The organism is Pseudomonas shirazensis (assembly GCF_014268785.2).
Taxonomy (GTDB): Bacteria; Pseudomonadota; Gammaproteobacteria; order Pseudomonadales; family Pseudomonadaceae; genus Aquipseudomonas; species Aquipseudomonas shirazensis.
Map to the genome: position 1 here is coordinate 1,136,133 of NZ_JABWRD020000001.1, position 15,232 is coordinate 1,151,364.

A 15,232-nucleotide genomic window follows, 5' to 3' on the forward strand; every position below is an offset into this window, starting at 1 on the left:
CCTTTAGCAGGACTAAACGATGAGAAGGCAAATTACTGGCCAGTTCTATGTCTGGCTGCATGTGTTTTCATGCGCGGCGCGGCACTTGTCGTTTACCCGCTGCGCCGAGGAACTGCACATCACGCCCGGCGCAGTCAGCCAACAGATGCGCCAGCTCGAAGAGCATCTGGGCTACCGTTTGTTCCTGCGCAAGGCCCGTGGTGTCGAGCTTTGCGCCGAAGGCCAGCGTCTGGCGCTGACGGTCGCTGAAGCCTACGGCAGCATCGAAGCGGAGTTGCTGCGGCTGGACGCCGGCGATATTCGCGGCACCTTACGCCTGCGCTCGATCCCGTCATTTTTGGCCAAGTGGCTGACCCCGCGCCTGCCGCGCTTCCAGCAGCGCTACCCGGACCTTGAGCTGCGGCTGGTGGCCGAAGACAGCAACCAGGCCCTGCACCCGGATGATTTCGACCTGGCGATCGACCTCAATGACGGCAGCTATCCGGGCATGCTGTCGACGCCGCTGCTCGACGAGCAGATATTCCCGGTGTGCTCACCTGCCCTGCTCCGTGGCCGGCCGCCGCTGCACGGTCCGGCTGACCTGGTGCATTACCCGTTGCTGCACGACATGACCGCCTGGCGCGGCAGTTCGGAGTACGCTGAGTGGGAGTTTTATCTGCAGGGCATTGGTGCGGGTGAGTTGAATGTGCGCCGCGGGCACACTTTCAACCGCAATCACCTGACCATCGAAGCCGCCATTGCCGGGGTCGGCGTGGCGATTGCGCGGCGCACCTTGCTCAACGATGAGCTCGAGCGCGGCGCGCTGATCGTGCCATTCGGCGTAGCGCTGGCCAATCACAAGCGCTACGTGTTGCATTACCCGCCCGGCGGTTTGAACCAGCCGGGCGCGCGTGCCGTGCATGACTGGCTGGTGGAAGAAGCCCAGGCGTTTCGCGCGCTCCACCCGCTGGCATTGGATGTGTGAGCCGGCTCAGTACGCCTGTTTGCCGGTGAACGCATTGAGCGTGCGCACCAGGATCACGAAGTCCAGCCACAACGACCAGTTATTGATGTACTCGATGTCCGAGTCGACCCGCTGGATCATCTGGCCGATGTCCTTGGTTTCGCCCCTGAAGCCACGGACCTGGGCCAGCCCGGTCATCCCCGGCTTGATGTTGTGGCGGGCGAAGTAATCGACGATGTCCTGTGAATACAGCGTGTCGTGATGCAGCGCATGCGGCCGTGGGCCAACCAGCGACATTTCACCAGTCAGCACATTGAACAGCTGTGGCAACTCATCCAGGCTGGTACGCCGGATAAAGGCGCCGACCTTGGTAATCCGCGGGTCGTTTTTCTGCGCCTGCTTGACCACGCCGTTTTCCAGCGGGTGGATGTGCATGCTGCGAAATTTCCAGATGCGGAACGATTCGCCGGTCCAGCCCATGCGTTCCTGGCGGAAGAACACCGGCCCCGGGCTGTCGATCTTGATCGCCAGGGCGATCAGCAGCAGCACCGGCGAGGCACACAACAAGATCAACGCGGCCAGCACGCGGTCTTCCAGGTTCTTGAGGAACAGGCTCATGCCGGTCAGTGGGGTTTCCGACAGGGTCAGCACCGGGATCCCGGCGATTTCCCGCACGCTGTGGTTGATCAGCCGCAGCGAGAAGATATCCGGCACCCAGTTGACCGCAATGCACTTGTCGAGCAGCTTCAGGTACACGTCGTTGATCACCTCGGAACCGCCCAGTGGTGTCACCAGGTATACGGTACGGATCGCATGCTTGGCTACCAGCCCATCGAGCTCGGAGATGTGCCCCAGCACGGGCGGTTTGCCGTCACCGGCGACGCGGCTTTGCTCGTCGGGCTTATCGATCCACACGCAGCCCACCACACGCTCGCCAAACCAGGGGTTGTTGCTGATCTTTAGATAGAGAAAATTGGCCAGATCACCGGTACCGATGATCAGCGCATTGTCGGTACGCAGCGCATTGGCCATGAAGCGTTTCTGTACTTCGCGCACTGTGTAGTGCAGGAACAGCTGCACGAAATAGCCGCTGACGAACAGCTTGCCCACCAGCAAGCGTGAGTAGGTTTCGCTCTGCTTGGTCAGAAACGCCATCACCATCAAGAAACAGAACGTCGCCGACCACGCCTTGAACAAGCGAAACGCCTTGATCGACAGGCCGACGTTGCTGCGGTAGATACCGTAGTGGTCATAGATCACTGCCAGCGCACCGATCAGCAACAGCAGCATGATCACGTAGTCGGAAGTGATGTAGCCGAACTGATCAACGATCAGGTACCAGGCGATGCCAGTCACCGCGATACCGTCAAGCCCAGCCTGAATGGCGTTGCTCACGCCACTTCTGCGCTGGAGCAAGGAACGACTGCTTCGGGGCTCGAAAACCATCATCAGACCTCATCAAATGTGAGCGCAGCGATACATCACTGCTTACAACTTTGGTGTTACAACCAACTGACTAAACACGCTGCCAAGCCAATGCTGCACGCACGTCGACGATTGAATTCGGCGTAGTTCCGGGGGGGGGTTATTGGGCATTTGATATCACTGTAGCAGTACCACGGAGAGGCGACGGAGCGAATCATCGTGGCGACGGTTTTTGGCCGATTCGCAGTGCCCGGCACCACCCTCAGCTGGTCGTTTCAGATGCGCTTCGGCGCGCTGCGCACCGCGCTCGCGGCAGCTTTTCGGTAGCGCAACGCACGCAGCATGAACAGCGGATTGCCGATCACATAACGCTTGAACAGACGCCTGGGCTCACGCAGCAAGCGGTAGGCCCACTCCCCTTTCAATCGGCGCATCCAGTGCGGCGCGCGGGTGACTTTGCCTCCGAGAAAATCCAGGATGGCGCCGCCACAAATGATCAGGCACGGCCCAGCAGCCGCAGCCAGTTGCGCGGCGATAGCTTCTTGTTTGGGCATGCCCATGCCCAGCACAATCAACTGCGGCCGATACTGCTTGGCGAGTTCAAGGTAATGTTCAGCATTGGCAAACCCGTGCTCGACCGAGACCAGCTCGACTCCAAACTGCGCCCGACAGCGAGCAGCGGCCTGGCTCACGAATGGCTCCTCGGTGCCCCACAGCGCGACCCGTTTGCCCCGGTACGCCGCGATCAGTTTGGGAATCAGGTCGGTCCCGTTCATGTTCAGGCCTGGCTCGAGTGCCAGTTGGCGATACAGCAGGCCCATGCCGGCGCCATCGCGCAGCAGCATGTCAGCCGCGCTCAGCGACGCACAATAGCCCTCGCTGGCAGCCACCAGATTCAGCGCATGAGCATTGACAAAGCCCAGCACCGTTGCCTGGTCGGGCGCCGCAAGAGTCGCAATCAGCTGTTGCTCGGCAGCCCCATCGACAACCACCAGCAGCTTGCCGAGAATAGCGTCCCAGCGTTGTTGCCATGGCCGCTGATTCATTGACTGTCATCCCGCTTCGAACGCACCCATTCCACCTGACGCTTGAGCAAAAAACCCACGTACAGGGGGATTTTTTTCGCTGCGTAGAATGGCGCATAGAGCAACACCGAGAACGGAATCAGCTCGCGTGAGAAGCGCGCCCAGGCCAGCACCACTGCTGCGCCCATCAGCACCAGCGCAAGGCTGGCGATGGCTGCGGCAAACGCCACGCCGAGCAGTGCGAAGGCCAGCCAACTGACGACAAAGATGGCCATCAGGGCCAATACCAACAAGGCCAATGGTGGCACCAGCAGGTCCAGCGCCATGGCCAGCAACGGCCCGTTGCGTTGCAGCAAAGCGGCGCCCAGCAGTTTTGGCCCTTCTGCCAGCAACACGCCAAGATGGCCGTGCTCCCAGCGGGTGCGCTGGTTGCTGAGGCCGTCGTCGCTGGTGGGGAACAGGCTGGTGACTTGGGCCTGCGGGCAAAACAACGGCGGCTTGCCGTTACGGCAAAAATCCAGGCCCAGCTTTAGGTCTTCGACCAGGTGACCGGTGGCCAGATTGGCCTTCGCCAGATCAGCCCAGGTGAAGGCCATGCCGGTGCCCATCAACTGGCATGGCAGGCCGACCCGGGCCCAGCCGCGTGGCCGCACCAGATTCTTGACTCGCCAGGCGAACTCGGCGACTTGCACCTTGAGCCCGGCACCGGCAGGCGCGCACATCAGGTCAAGGGCCTGCACCGGGCGGTCGGTGGCGAGGCTGCAACGCGCCAAAGTATCAATCGAGCCAGCACTCAACTGACAGTCTGCATCGATGATGATCACCACCTCCGGCGGCGCCGCAGCCAGCTGACGCACGCCGTAGTCCAGGGCATAGCCCTTGCCACGCAGGTGCTGATGCTCGCGCTCGACCACCTCGGCGCCGGCCGCGCGAGCCAGTGCTGCGGTGCTGTCAGTACAATTATCGGCGACTACCAGCAGGCGATCACTGTCGAGCAATTGCTGACGGATGCTGGCCAAGGTGGCGCTGATACCCCCTGACTCATTGTGCGCCGGCACCAGCACTGCCACCCGCGGCCTGGGGCCGGCAGCCAAAGGCACCGACCGCGCCGGCAGGCACGCCAGCACGACCTGGGCAAACAGCACCAGGACCGGAAGCAGAATCAACAGCGCCAACAGCGCCAGCAGCCAACCTGTCAGTGTGATCATGCGCCCACCCTGAAATAGCTGGCCAATTTGGCCACTTCGGTATCGATGTCGTGGCGCTCCAGCACCCGCTGATGGGCCGCATCGCCCATACGTTGCAGCACCTCGTCCGGTTGCCCAAGGCAGTCGGCCATCGCCGCTGCCAGCTCCTGTACCGCCCCTGCGGGGAACAGCCAGCCATTCTCGCCAGGACGCACCAGTTCAGGGATCCCGGCCACATAGGTGGTCAGCACCGGCCGGCGCAAGGCCATGGCTTCCATGATCACCACTGGCAGGCCTTCGGCAAAGCTGGGCAAGACCAGGGCGCGAGCGGCGAGTAGCTCCTCGCGAACCTGGCCGCTGGTGATCCAGCCAGTAATACGCACCTGCCCCTGCAGGCCATGGCGGGCGATCAGGGTCTCGATCTCTGCGCGCATCTCGCCATCGCCGGCCAGCACCAGCTCGAACGCCGTGCCTTGCGCGGCCAACTTTTGCGCCGCCTCAAGCAACAGCAACTGGCCCTTCTGCTCGCACAAGCGGCCGACACACACCAACCGCGGCACTGCCGGAACCGGCACCGGCGGGCCAGCATGGAAGGCCGCTTCCAGCCCGCAGTGCACGACCTTGACCTTGTTCCAATGGGCGTGCGCCACCCAGCGATACAGCTGGCTGCGGCCGTAAGAGCTGACGGCGGCGACAAACGCCGCACGGCGGACCTTCTCATCGATATGCAGAAACTGCGGTTTGTCGAATTCCTCCGGGCCGTGCACGGTGAAGCTGTAGGGCGGCCCGCCCAAGGCATTCGCGAGCATCACCACCTCGGTCGAATTGGTGCCGAAGTGAGCGTGCACATGCTCGGCGCCGAAAGCCTGCAACCACTGCACCACGCGGCACGCCTCGGCCAGGTAGATCAGGTGATAAGGCCAGCTGCGGTCAGCCCGTCGGCCCATGCGCAGGGCCAGCCACAGCGCACTGAAAAACCGCCGCGGCTGAGCGCGCAGAACTTCAAGCAATGGCTTGAGCAGCCCTTTGACGCCGTCCTCAAGGACGTAGCGGGTCTTGCTCCGTTCAGCGATATCGTCGCTGTCCTGCAACTCGCCGTCCCAACCACGCAGGGCGATCCTCTGTACTTCAATGCCCTGGCGCTCCAGCGCGAGGATTTCGCGGCGAATGAAGCTGTGGCTGACCTTGGGGTACTGATTGATGAAATAAGCTATGCGCATAGGCAATCGATCAATCCCTGAATAGTTAAATGAACCGCGCCTGCTACTGGCAGCTGCCTAACGCCGAGGGCTCGCGGGCAGCCGCATCGGCCTCGCTGAGCACCTCGTCATAGAAGCCCAGCAACTCGCTGGCCTGGTCGCTGAAGACAATGATGTTGTCCTTGAATGGATTGCGGTGCCGAGCAAAGCGTGGCTGATCATCGAGAATCGCCACGATTGCCTGGCGCAGGTAGGTCTCATCGCCACTCAAAGGGATGATCGTGCCGTTGACCCCCTCGATGATGTCCTCGACCGTGCCGCCGGAGTGAGTACTGATCACCCAGACGTCGCGAACCAGCGCCTCGCGTACTGCCAAGCCGAAGGTTTCTTTGCATTGAGTGGGGAACAGCAGCACATCGATGCCCGAGAAGAACGCATCCATGTTGGCCTGGGTGTAACCAGGGATGATACTCACCGTTCCGGGGATCTTGATGCTGTGTCGGTTGAACGAGCGAAAGCCCATGTTCAGCAGATTGTCGACCACCTTCAACTCGTAGTCGGCCCGCTCCAGGCCGCTGAAGGCGCGGATGATCACGTCGATGCCCTTGACCGTTGAATCACCGCCAACAAAGCCAAAGCGAATGGTCTGCCCCGGCTGCTTCTGGTAGCCGGCCGCCGGCGCCATGATGCCGTTGCGGTTGACCCGGATGTGCTCCGGATCAATGCCGTTGGCGGCGTACAGATCCTTGCAGAAGCGGCTCGGTGCGAGCAACAGGTTGGCTTGCTTGAGCGTTTCTGCCAGGAGCTTTTGCCGATGTTCGTTGAGCGCCGCGTCGTCGACGCAGGTGGCGCACACCGCCAGGTCAATGCTGGTCTGGCCGCAATAACGGCCTTGATCGTTGATCATGAACTGGCGCCCGCAGATCCACCAGGCGTCATGCAAGGTCACCACGAACGGGATGCCGGCGCGTGTGCAGCAATCGGCCAGCTGGGCGCCGAGGCCCTGGATCGAATGCAGGTGCACCAGGTCCGGGGCGACGCTTTTCAGCACGGCCTCGAAGATCGGCACGGTGGAGTGGTTCTCGAACATGTCCCGGTCGGATATCTGTTCCGACAAGCCCATACCCAACACTGCCGCGCCCTGCGCCTCATAGCGATACAGGCTGTAGCGTGGCACGTCGGTATCGGGGATGGCCGTGAACACGAATTGCTGCCAACGGCCGGCAGCGCCAGTCAGCCGCGACATCTGTTCGGCGATGACCGTGGCGCCACCAAAGCTGCGTGGCGCAAAAAAGATATTGGCCGAGAGCAGACGGCGCACGCTCTTCCTGGGCGGCGCGGCAAACACTTGCCCCAGCTGCTCTGCGGTCTCTACCAGACACACCTGGCTCGCCCCTGCCTCGCGCATGGCCGTGGCTAGCGGCGGGCTTGCCGCCAGCGCCTGGTCACAGGCCAACAGGGCCTGGCGATGCTGGTTAACGGCGGCCAGCAGGCGGTTGATGGTGTCTTCGCTATGCCCGACAACATCGTCGCGTTGGCCATAGGCCACCGGGTCGAAGATCAGCTCGTCGCTGTCCCACCAACAGTTGACCTGGAGCCGCTTGGCCTCGGCAAACAGCGGGGCCAGTTCGGCTACCGCCGGTAGCTGGTGGAAGATCACCACCGAGCAGGTCTGCAAAGCAATCTGACAGGCGCCAACATCGCGCCAGTCAAGCGAAACGCAGTGATGACCCAGATCTTGAAACATGCGTTGCAACTGCGCCGGGCGGCTTTTCGGCTGCTGGTCGGCGCTGAATTCGCTGAGCAGCAGAACATCCCGTGGGAACAGCTCGCTGGCAGCCACTGCCGGCGCGGCCAGCGGCACCTTGGTGCGGGTCGCCGCCGGGCTCTTCCAGAGCAGCCGCGGCCCTTGCTTGAGCAGCTCGCGAACGATCTTGCGCAAGGTCGGGTAGACACCCGCCTTGCGCAGGTAAGCCCGCAAGCGCTGATCTGCGCGCGGCTCGGTGGTCAGCAGGCGGATCAGCTTGGCGACCTTGGCGCTGAAGGTTCGAGAACCGATCGCCGGCTCATCTTCAGGCAGCCTCAGTGCAGAGCCAAGCCGCTGCCGGTGGCTGTGCAACTGACGCTGGCCAACCCCGCCGGGAATGGCCGCCTCGATGCTGGCAAAGACCTGATCCAGCAGCTCGTGGCGGCGGCGATACATGGCCCGTTTCTTCGCAGCGATGTCGTCGGCCGAGCGCCGCGCGGCGGCCACAGGCAGGCTGTAGAAGTCCTGATGCGCGGAGGCTACCGCGCCATGCTCAAGCCAGATGACGTCGTAGTTGGCGGCCAGGTCCTCACCTTTGTCTGCCCCGAAGTAGGCATGCCGGTGATGCCGGTAGGCGTCGGCCACGGCATAGATCCGCGTCACGCCAATGGTGCGTGCCAGGCTCTTGAGGGCCTCGATCAGGAAGCTTCTGGGGCGCATGCCTTCGAAGTCCTTGGTCAGGTCGCGATAGATTGCCAGCGAGCGTTCGCTGTCGATGCCTTTGTGGATGCCCTGCACCGCGCCGATCACCAGGTTCAACTGGCCGTCCATATGGCACAGGGTGAATGCCAGCGACGCGACCCGCAGATCCCCCTGGAACAGGTTGAGCACCAGTTCGCCTTCGCGTTTGAACCAGATCGGCCGGTCCAGCACCAGGCTGCAGCCCGGCGAAAAGGCCGACAGGTCGCACAGTTGCAGCGACTCGTCGCGCCCCAGCAACAACAAGGTGGGCAGGTAGCGGCTGACCACCTCATAGTGCGAGGCCAGCACACTCAAGCGCAGCGGCGCCTTCCAGGACTTGCTGATGTAGGGCCATTGCACCACACCGATACAGTCCACTCCGAGGCGGGCCATGCGCTGCTTGCCCAGCACCGACGAGGTGCGCTGCATGAAGGCGCTCAGCTCAGGCCACTGCCTGGCCATCGCCAGCACCAGCTTGAATTTGTTGTTTAGTGCCCGCAGCGAGTAGCCCGGTTGCAACACGAGCACGCTTTTCGCTAACGATCTAACCATCATCGGCATCTCACTTGTACTCGATCAAACCCGACTTGCCGGCGGCAAACCTGTTCAGCAAAAACTTGACCTGGCCGAGCATCTCCGGGAATTTCGCCAGCACCAGAAACACCGCCTGCAGCCAGTTCTCGCGCTGTGAGCGAGCACCGCGACGGGCCAGCCGCAGCGCTTGTAGCGGATAGATCAACAGCAGCAGCAACCACACCGGCCCAAGCACCAGGCTGAGCAGGATGATCAACAGCGGAATCAACAGCCCCCACAGCCAGGCTCGGCGAGACTCGCGCTGCCAGTGCCGCTCGGGCGCCGCGCCATGCAACCAGGCGCCCTCGGCAAAGGCATAGCCGCCGCGCAAGGTGCGCTGCCACCACTGGCTGAAACGGGTCATGGCCGCGTCGTGCAGGGTCATTTCCGCATCAAGCCGCCAGATCTTCCAGCCCCGCTTGCGCAGGCGTACGCACAGCTCCGGCTCTTCGCCGGCAATCAGCTCCGGACGAAAGCCGGACACCGACAAAAATGCCTCGACGCGCATCAACGCATCGCCGCCGCAGGCCTTGGCCTGACCGATCGGCGTGTCCCATTCAAGGTCACACAGCAGGTTGTACACCGAGTGCTCAGGAAAGCGCTCACGGCGCCGCCCGCAGACCACCGCGACATCGCCCTGGGCATCGAGAAAAGCCTGCGCGGCGGGCAACCAGCCACGGGCCACTTCACAGTCCCCGTCAACGAACTGCACGTAGCGCATCCCGGGCATCAGCCGCTGCAAGCAGGCGAAACCTTCGTTGCGCGCTCGCGCTGCGGTGAACGGCATGGATAGATCCAGCGCCAGCACTGCCACACCATGGTCAGCAGCTCGTTGCAGCGAACCGTCACTGGAGCCTGAATCGACATACACCACTTGCTCCGCTGACCGTGCAAGCGAGGCCAGGCAACGCTCCAGTCGCATGCCCTCGTTCCGACCAATCACCACTACGCCGATACCTGTCACCATGAGCCTCACTCGCCAAACCGGAACGCAATCGCGTGCACCTGCTCACTCTGCTGCCATCAATCCTGCGCCAACAATGCAGGTTTTTTCAGTTTGACGGTTGCTGGCACTCCGACCGCCAGGGCGTCATCTGGCACATCGATCAACACCACAGCGTTGCAACCGATCACCACGTTGTTGCCAATGCGGATGTTGCCCAGCACCTTTGCACCCGCACCGATATCGACATTGTTGCCGATGATCGGCGCAATCGGCTCGCTGACGTTCTTCAAGCCCACTACTACGCCGTTGCGAATTCGACAGTCATCACCAAATCGAGCATAGCCACTGATGACGATGCCGCCGAAGTGATCGATGACGAAATTGCGCCCGACCACGACTTCGCAAGGCAGCTCGATGCCGGTGATAATCTGGACAAACTTGAACAGCACTTTGTAGATCAGCGAAAACAACTTGCGCAGCAGCGCCGGGCGCACACCGTAACGCCAGCGGCCAAAACGGTAGACCAGCATCACCCAAAAGCCCTGGGCGCCCCAGTCGCCACCGTAGGTCTGCAAGTCAGCGCGAATATTGTCGAACATGGGCTCTCCTAGCGTGTCGGTTGGCTGGCCAGACGCGTGGCAAACAGCAGCTTCCAGGTTGCCACGTTGTGCTGCCAGCACGCTTTGATCGCTGGCCAGCCGCGGCCTTTGAGCAAGGCCTTGAGGGCCAGAATCAAGTCGCCCGCGCACACCAGCAGCATATGCAGGATCAACCCCAGGACGCCGTGATGCTTGCGAAAATAGAGCAGCTCGCTCTCGATCTGATAAGCCGAGATCTGCCGGCTGGCAGCCTCCAGCTTGGCCACTGACTTGGAGCTCTCGCCGCCGATGTGCACCACCGTCGTGTGCGGATAGAACACCACCTTCCAGCCGGCCTGCTTGACCCGCTTGCAGTGGTCGACTTCCTCGTAATAGAGGAAGTAACGCGGATCGAACAAACCGACCTGATCAAGCACTTCCCGCCGCACCAGGTAGTAACAGCCGGGCAACCAGTCACATTCGCGGACCGAGCCATGGTCCCAGTTCATTTCATCGACCATCTTCACGCCCGGGAACAGGCGCTTGAGGCCTGTACGCGCAATGAACACGTTCAAGGGCGTGGGAAAGTAGCGGCAGCACGGCTGCAGGTCACCCTCGCGTCCTTCCAGGCGCACGCCGAGCACGCCGCAGTCCGGGTGCTGGTCCATGTAGGCGATGGTTTTCTCAAGCGTGTCGCTGGCGACGAAGGCGTCGGTATTGAGCAGCAACGCATAGCGGCCCTGCAGGTGCTCGAGCAATTGATTGTTGGCTCGGCCAAAACCCACGTTGTCGCGATTGCTGACCAGCAGCGCCTCGGGACAGACCTCGGCCAGGCGTTCCAGCGAGTTGTCGACCGAGGCGTTGTCCACCACCAGATAGCTGGCCAGGGTTTCGCTGTCGGCGCGGCGCAGGGCATCGAACATCGGCTGCAACAAGGCGCCGGTGTTGAAGTTGACGACCATGACGTCGACCGGCTTGCTAGCCATTGTTGTTGTCTCCAAAGAAGTACTGGCGCCTGACCTCGGCCAACATCGGCTCCAATGCCGGGTCGTAGGCGCCCTCGCGCTTCTTGATCAGGTCGATCCAGGGGTAGGCGTTGCAGCGTTCCTCGACGCGTTGGATCATCTCGGCAGTGGTGCAGATGAACCTGGCCGGGTTTCCACCCACCACCGTGCCGGGTGGCACGTCTTTGGTCACCACCGAGCCTGCCGCCACTACCGAGTCGGGGCCGATGGTCACCCGCGGCATGACGATGGCACCGTGGCCGACAAAGCAGTTGTCTTTGATGTCGATGAAGCCGACCGAATCGAGCTGCTTGCCATAGCACACCTCGATCAATGCCACCACCGCATCGTGACCGATCAGGGTGCAGTCGGACAGGCCAACATTGCTGCCCAGGCGCAACAGCGCCGGGTCGGTGATGTTGCAGCCTGGGTTGATGTGGATATTGGTACCGACTGAATAGAACTTGCCCCAGCGTGCCATGTAAGCGCCCCAGTCACGGGCATTGGGGTTGCAGATTTTTTTATAGGCCGCGCCGCCGCGCCCGGTCGAGTACACAAACGACGTGATTGTGTTGCGTATCCATCCATACATACTGCTTGCCTCGCCAATAAAGCAATCCCTGGACTGTTGCTGAGGCGTCTGCGGTCTCGTTTTGTCCTTGCGACCGTTTGCGCACCCAACCCGTTATCAACCGCAGTGAAGCAACTACTCGTTCAAACAACCGCACCGCTTGCTGCCCGGAGCCTGGCGTTGAGGTGATCGGCCAGGCGCAGGGCAAACTGGATCAGCGGCATGGTCGGGTTGGAGGCGCCGCCCTTGGCGAAAATACTGCTGCCGGCGACATACAGATTGTCAGTCGCGAACACCTTGCAGTCAGCATCCACCACGCCGAACTCAGGCGAAGCGGCCATGCGCGTGGTGCCCATGTGATGCGCATGCGGGGCCATCTTCAGTGGCACGCTGCTCTCGTAAACAAAATCGTTGAGTTTGACGAAGCCCAGGCCCATTTCGGCGAACTGCTTGGCCATCTCGGCGCCGATGCACCTGATGGTATGCCGGTCGTCTGCACTTACCACCCAATTGACATTGACCTTGGCCACGCCCAGCTCATCCTTCTCGTCGAGCAAGGAAATACGGCTTTGCCGGTTGGGGAACTGCTCGATCATGGTGCCGATCACGCCGTCGCCAGGGCAGCTGAACTTGGCGATGAACTCGACTTTGCTGGCCACGCCCATTTCACACGCGAGGTTTTCCAGAAAGTGCTTCACCTCGGCAGTTCTGCCGTAAGTCTGTACATCGGCCAGCACCGCCGTGGAAACATTGCCCTTGCCCGCCTGATACTCGGCAACGAAGGCGTCGGTGGTGTAGTACTGGCGCGATTCGGTGTCCTCTCCGTCCTTGAGGATGAACGTGCCCAGGTCGACGTTCAGGTGCTCCATGAAGCAGCGTCCGACCGGGCCGTCCTTGCTGACCACGCCAGCGGCGCGCAGCGACTCGCTGTTGAGCAACTGCCGGGCGTTCTCGATCGCGCCAGTGGCGAGGATGAAGTGCTTGGCCGGCAATCGCGCGCGCTGGCCGTTGTAGTCGGACACCAGCACCGCCCCGACGCGGCCGGTATCCTGGACGAATTCGATGTCGACGCAGTTGCAGTTGAAGAACACGTCCAGGCCAGGGGTGTCGTTGAGCGCTGCTGCGTATTTTTGCGCAAAGCGCGTGGGCGGGCTGAGCAGAAACCGGTCTGCTTCGAACTCGCCGCCCTTCAGCCCGGCATTCATGGTGTGAAATTCGGCGCCTGCGGGTAGATCGACGATGTCCATGGCCGCAGCCAGGTACTGCTCGATTTCCGCATAGGCGATTGGCCAGCCGGGCATTTCGCCGGGTGGCGCCACAGAGAAGTCCGATGCGGTGAAGGGGCGACAGCGCCCTGCCCAATGATTTGAGGTGCCGCCCAAATAGCGCAGACGGGTTTCTTCAGCGTAAAGCTCAAGGCCGGTCGAGGTGCATTTGTAGAATGCCTGCGACTGCGGGGTGTATTCATGACCGCCCGCTTCGAGCAACACCACCCGCCAACCGCCGGCGGCCAGGCGCAGGGCCAGGGTGATGCCGGCTGGGCCGGCACCGACGATGCACACGTCGTAATCATCGCGCAGCGTTTTGTCTGCCTGATAGTCCTTGATCATGCCGCCCCGTCCCGAAAATAGTCAGCAGGCAATACCCAGCCGTTTATCACCACAAACCCGGCCTTTTTCTCGGCAGGCTTTGCCACCGCGCTCGCACTCACGCCAAACATCGCCCCGCCGATCCCCAACACCACACAACCCCGAAGAAAGCCTCTACGACCGGACAGCCGACTGCAAAATTCAAGCTTCCCCATAATTCCAAGACCTGTGCCCGTGGATTATTGACAGCTTAGTAGCTGGCCCGACAAGCGTCAGAGCCAGGCGAAAAAATGCGTGACCGCAACGCCGAACAATGCCCCGACCGCCAGCATGGGCAGCACCAGCAGCTCGCGCTTGAGGCTGAACATGCCCAGCTTGCAGTTGACGCAGACCACCAGGATCAAGGTCGGCAAGGTGTGCAGGGCGACCCCCCAGATCGCGTATTCGACGCCGCCCAGGGCCAGCAACAGCGGTAACAAGGCCCACAGCGAAACCAGCCGGATAATGTTGTCCATGGCCTGATACTTGGTCAGGCCGAGGGCCACCCAGAGCTGATGCGCCATGGTGTAACGCAGGGTGAAGAACGACAACGACAGAATCGCCAGCATCGGGCCGGCTTCGGCATAGCGCTCGTCATACATCCACCCGATCAGCAACGGGCTGGCAGTCAGCAGTACGCCGCAGGTAAACAGCATGGCCAGGTCGACCAGCATCTTGAACCGGTAATACAGGCGCTTGAGCCGCGCCATGTCGCCTTCCCGGACTGCCTCGCTGAACGCAGGCAAGGCCACCGAGCCGCCCAGGCGCAACAGCCCGGTCTGGATCGCGCCCAGAATCAACACTGCAATTGAGTACACCCCCAATTGCGCCACCGTCATGCTCGCGCCGAACCACATGCGGTCGCCGTACATCGCCAGCACACCGACCATCGACGACAACAGGATCCAGCGGCCGAACACGATCAGCTCCTGCAGTGCGTCGCGATCCCACTGCAGGCGGTTGCCATGGCCGTGCATCGCGAGGTGGCCAAGCACGGTGCCTGCCAGCGCCGAAATCAACCCGGCCAGCACCAACGACCAGATCGAACGGGTGAAGTAGCCAATCAGCAACATCGCCAGCAATCCGATGAACTGCGACGCCAGTTCGATCAAAACCACGCGCTTCTGTTGGAAAGTTCGCACCGCCACATCTATCTTGGTCGACTGAAAGCCCCAGATGATCGCCGACAGGCCAGTGGCAGCCAGTACCATCGGCAGCTCGGGGGCAGCGTAGGCCGACTCGGCAGGCCACAGGTCAGCCCGCTGGGCATACCAGGCGGCCAGTGCCAACAGCAGGGTCAGACCAAACAGCACGAAACCGCGCACGATCTGCACGGTCCAGGCGGTATTGAGAAACAGCGGATCGTCGCCGCGCGTGCTCTGGATGATGTTTTGCCGCAGACCGACGTCGGACAGCAAATGCAGGAGCATCGAAACCGTACCGGCAATGACCATCACACCGAACATTTCCGGCAACAACAGCCGCGCCATGATCAGGTTGCCGCCCAGCCGCATGCCCTGTGAAGCCAGCAGCGACACCAGGTTCCAGGCTCCGGCCCAGATTGCCCTGGAGCGCAGGCTCACGGCAGCGGACGCTTCAATCGACGGCATGACTTCAATCTCTGACTGAATGGCTAGAAGTCACTATAGTTTCAATTAGCCATGA

At 61.9% G+C, this 15,232-nt stretch carries 12 protein-coding genes and 1 pseudogene; 1 reads left to right on the forward strand and 12 read right to left on the reverse strand.

The features are described 5' to 3' along the window. Positions 1–19 precede the first annotated feature (19 nt). Positions 20–964, forward strand: coding sequence for a LysR substrate-binding domain-containing protein (locus tag HU736_RS04925; protein WP_101319567.1), 945 nt, complete (start codon positions 20–22; stop codon positions 962–964). A gap of 6 nt (positions 965–970) precedes the next feature. On the opposite strand, the gene HU736_RS04930 is transcribed toward HU736_RS04925, so the two are convergent. The 12 genes and pseudogenes from HU736_RS04930 to HU736_RS04980 all read right to left on the reverse strand — a co-directional run bounded on the left by HU736_RS04930 (position 971) and on the right by HU736_RS04980 (position 15,177). Further along, on the reverse strand, positions 971–2,389 hold the full coding sequence (locus tag HU736_RS04930; protein ID WP_186698514.1) for an undecaprenyl-phosphate glucose phosphotransferase: 1,419 nt from the start codon (positions 2,387–2,389) through the stop codon (positions 971–973). 254 nt (positions 2,390–2,643) lie between these two features. Continuing rightward, the gene (locus HU736_RS04935) at positions 2,644–3,414 is read right to left on the reverse strand and encodes a WecB/TagA/CpsF family glycosyltransferase (protein WP_186697986.1); all 771 of its coding nucleotides are present in this window, start codon (positions 3,412–3,414) and stop codon (positions 2,644–2,646) included. Next, positions 3,411–4,601, reverse strand: a complete 1,191-nt coding sequence (locus HU736_RS04940; protein WP_186697983.1) for a glycosyltransferase family 2 protein — start codon at positions 4,599–4,601, stop codon at positions 3,411–3,413. The genes HU736_RS04935 and HU736_RS04940 overlap by 4 nt, the downstream gene beginning before the upstream one ends. Continuing rightward, on the reverse strand, positions 4,598–5,800 hold the full coding sequence (locus HU736_RS04945) for a glycosyltransferase family 4 protein (protein WP_186697981.1): 1,203 nt from the start codon (positions 5,798–5,800) through the stop codon (positions 4,598–4,600). The genes HU736_RS04940 and HU736_RS04945 overlap by 4 nt, the downstream gene beginning before the upstream one ends. A gap of 43 nt (positions 5,801–5,843) precedes the next feature. Then, positions 5,844–7,526 (reverse strand): glycosyltransferase family 4 protein, encoded by a 1,683-nt coding sequence (locus HU736_RS22005; protein WP_367615290.1) that lies wholly within the window; start codon positions 7,524–7,526, stop codon positions 5,844–5,846. A gap of 393 nt (positions 7,527–7,919) precedes the next feature. Beyond that, a pseudogene (locus tag HU736_RS22010) lies at positions 7,920–8,822 on the reverse strand (DUF535 family protein); the annotation flags it as partial. A gap of 7 nt (positions 8,823–8,829) precedes the next feature. Next, positions 8,830–9,807 carry a glycosyltransferase gene (locus tag HU736_RS04955; RefSeq protein ID WP_186697977.1) on the reverse strand — a complete coding sequence of 326 codons (978 nt, stop codon included), beginning with the start codon at positions 9,805–9,807 and terminating at the stop codon, positions 8,830–8,832. Between the two features lie 56 nt (positions 9,808–9,863). After that, the gene (locus HU736_RS04960; protein WP_103437382.1) at positions 9,864–10,385 is read right to left on the reverse strand and encodes a serine O-acetyltransferase; all 522 of its coding nucleotides are present in this window, start codon (positions 10,383–10,385) and stop codon (positions 9,864–9,866) included. A gap of 8 nt (positions 10,386–10,393) precedes the next feature. Next, positions 10,394–11,350 (reverse strand): glycosyltransferase family 2 protein, encoded by a 957-nt coding sequence (locus tag HU736_RS04965; RefSeq protein ID WP_103437383.1) that lies wholly within the window; start codon positions 11,348–11,350, stop codon positions 10,394–10,396. After that, positions 11,343–11,960, reverse strand: a complete 618-nt coding sequence (locus HU736_RS04970; RefSeq protein ID WP_101319580.1) for an acyltransferase — start codon at positions 11,958–11,960, stop codon at positions 11,343–11,345. The genes HU736_RS04965 and HU736_RS04970 overlap by 8 nt, the downstream gene beginning before the upstream one ends. Before the next feature lie 122 nt (positions 11,961–12,082). Continuing rightward, positions 12,083–13,549, reverse strand: coding sequence for an FAD-dependent oxidoreductase (locus HU736_RS04975; protein ID WP_186697975.1), 1,467 nt, complete (start codon positions 13,547–13,549; stop codon positions 12,083–12,085). A gap of 251 nt (positions 13,550–13,800) precedes the next feature. Then, entirely contained in the window at positions 13,801–15,177 is a 1,377-nt protein-coding gene (locus HU736_RS04980) for an oligosaccharide flippase family protein (RefSeq protein ID WP_186697972.1), read from the reverse strand. Positions 15,178–15,232 lie beyond the last annotated feature (55 nt).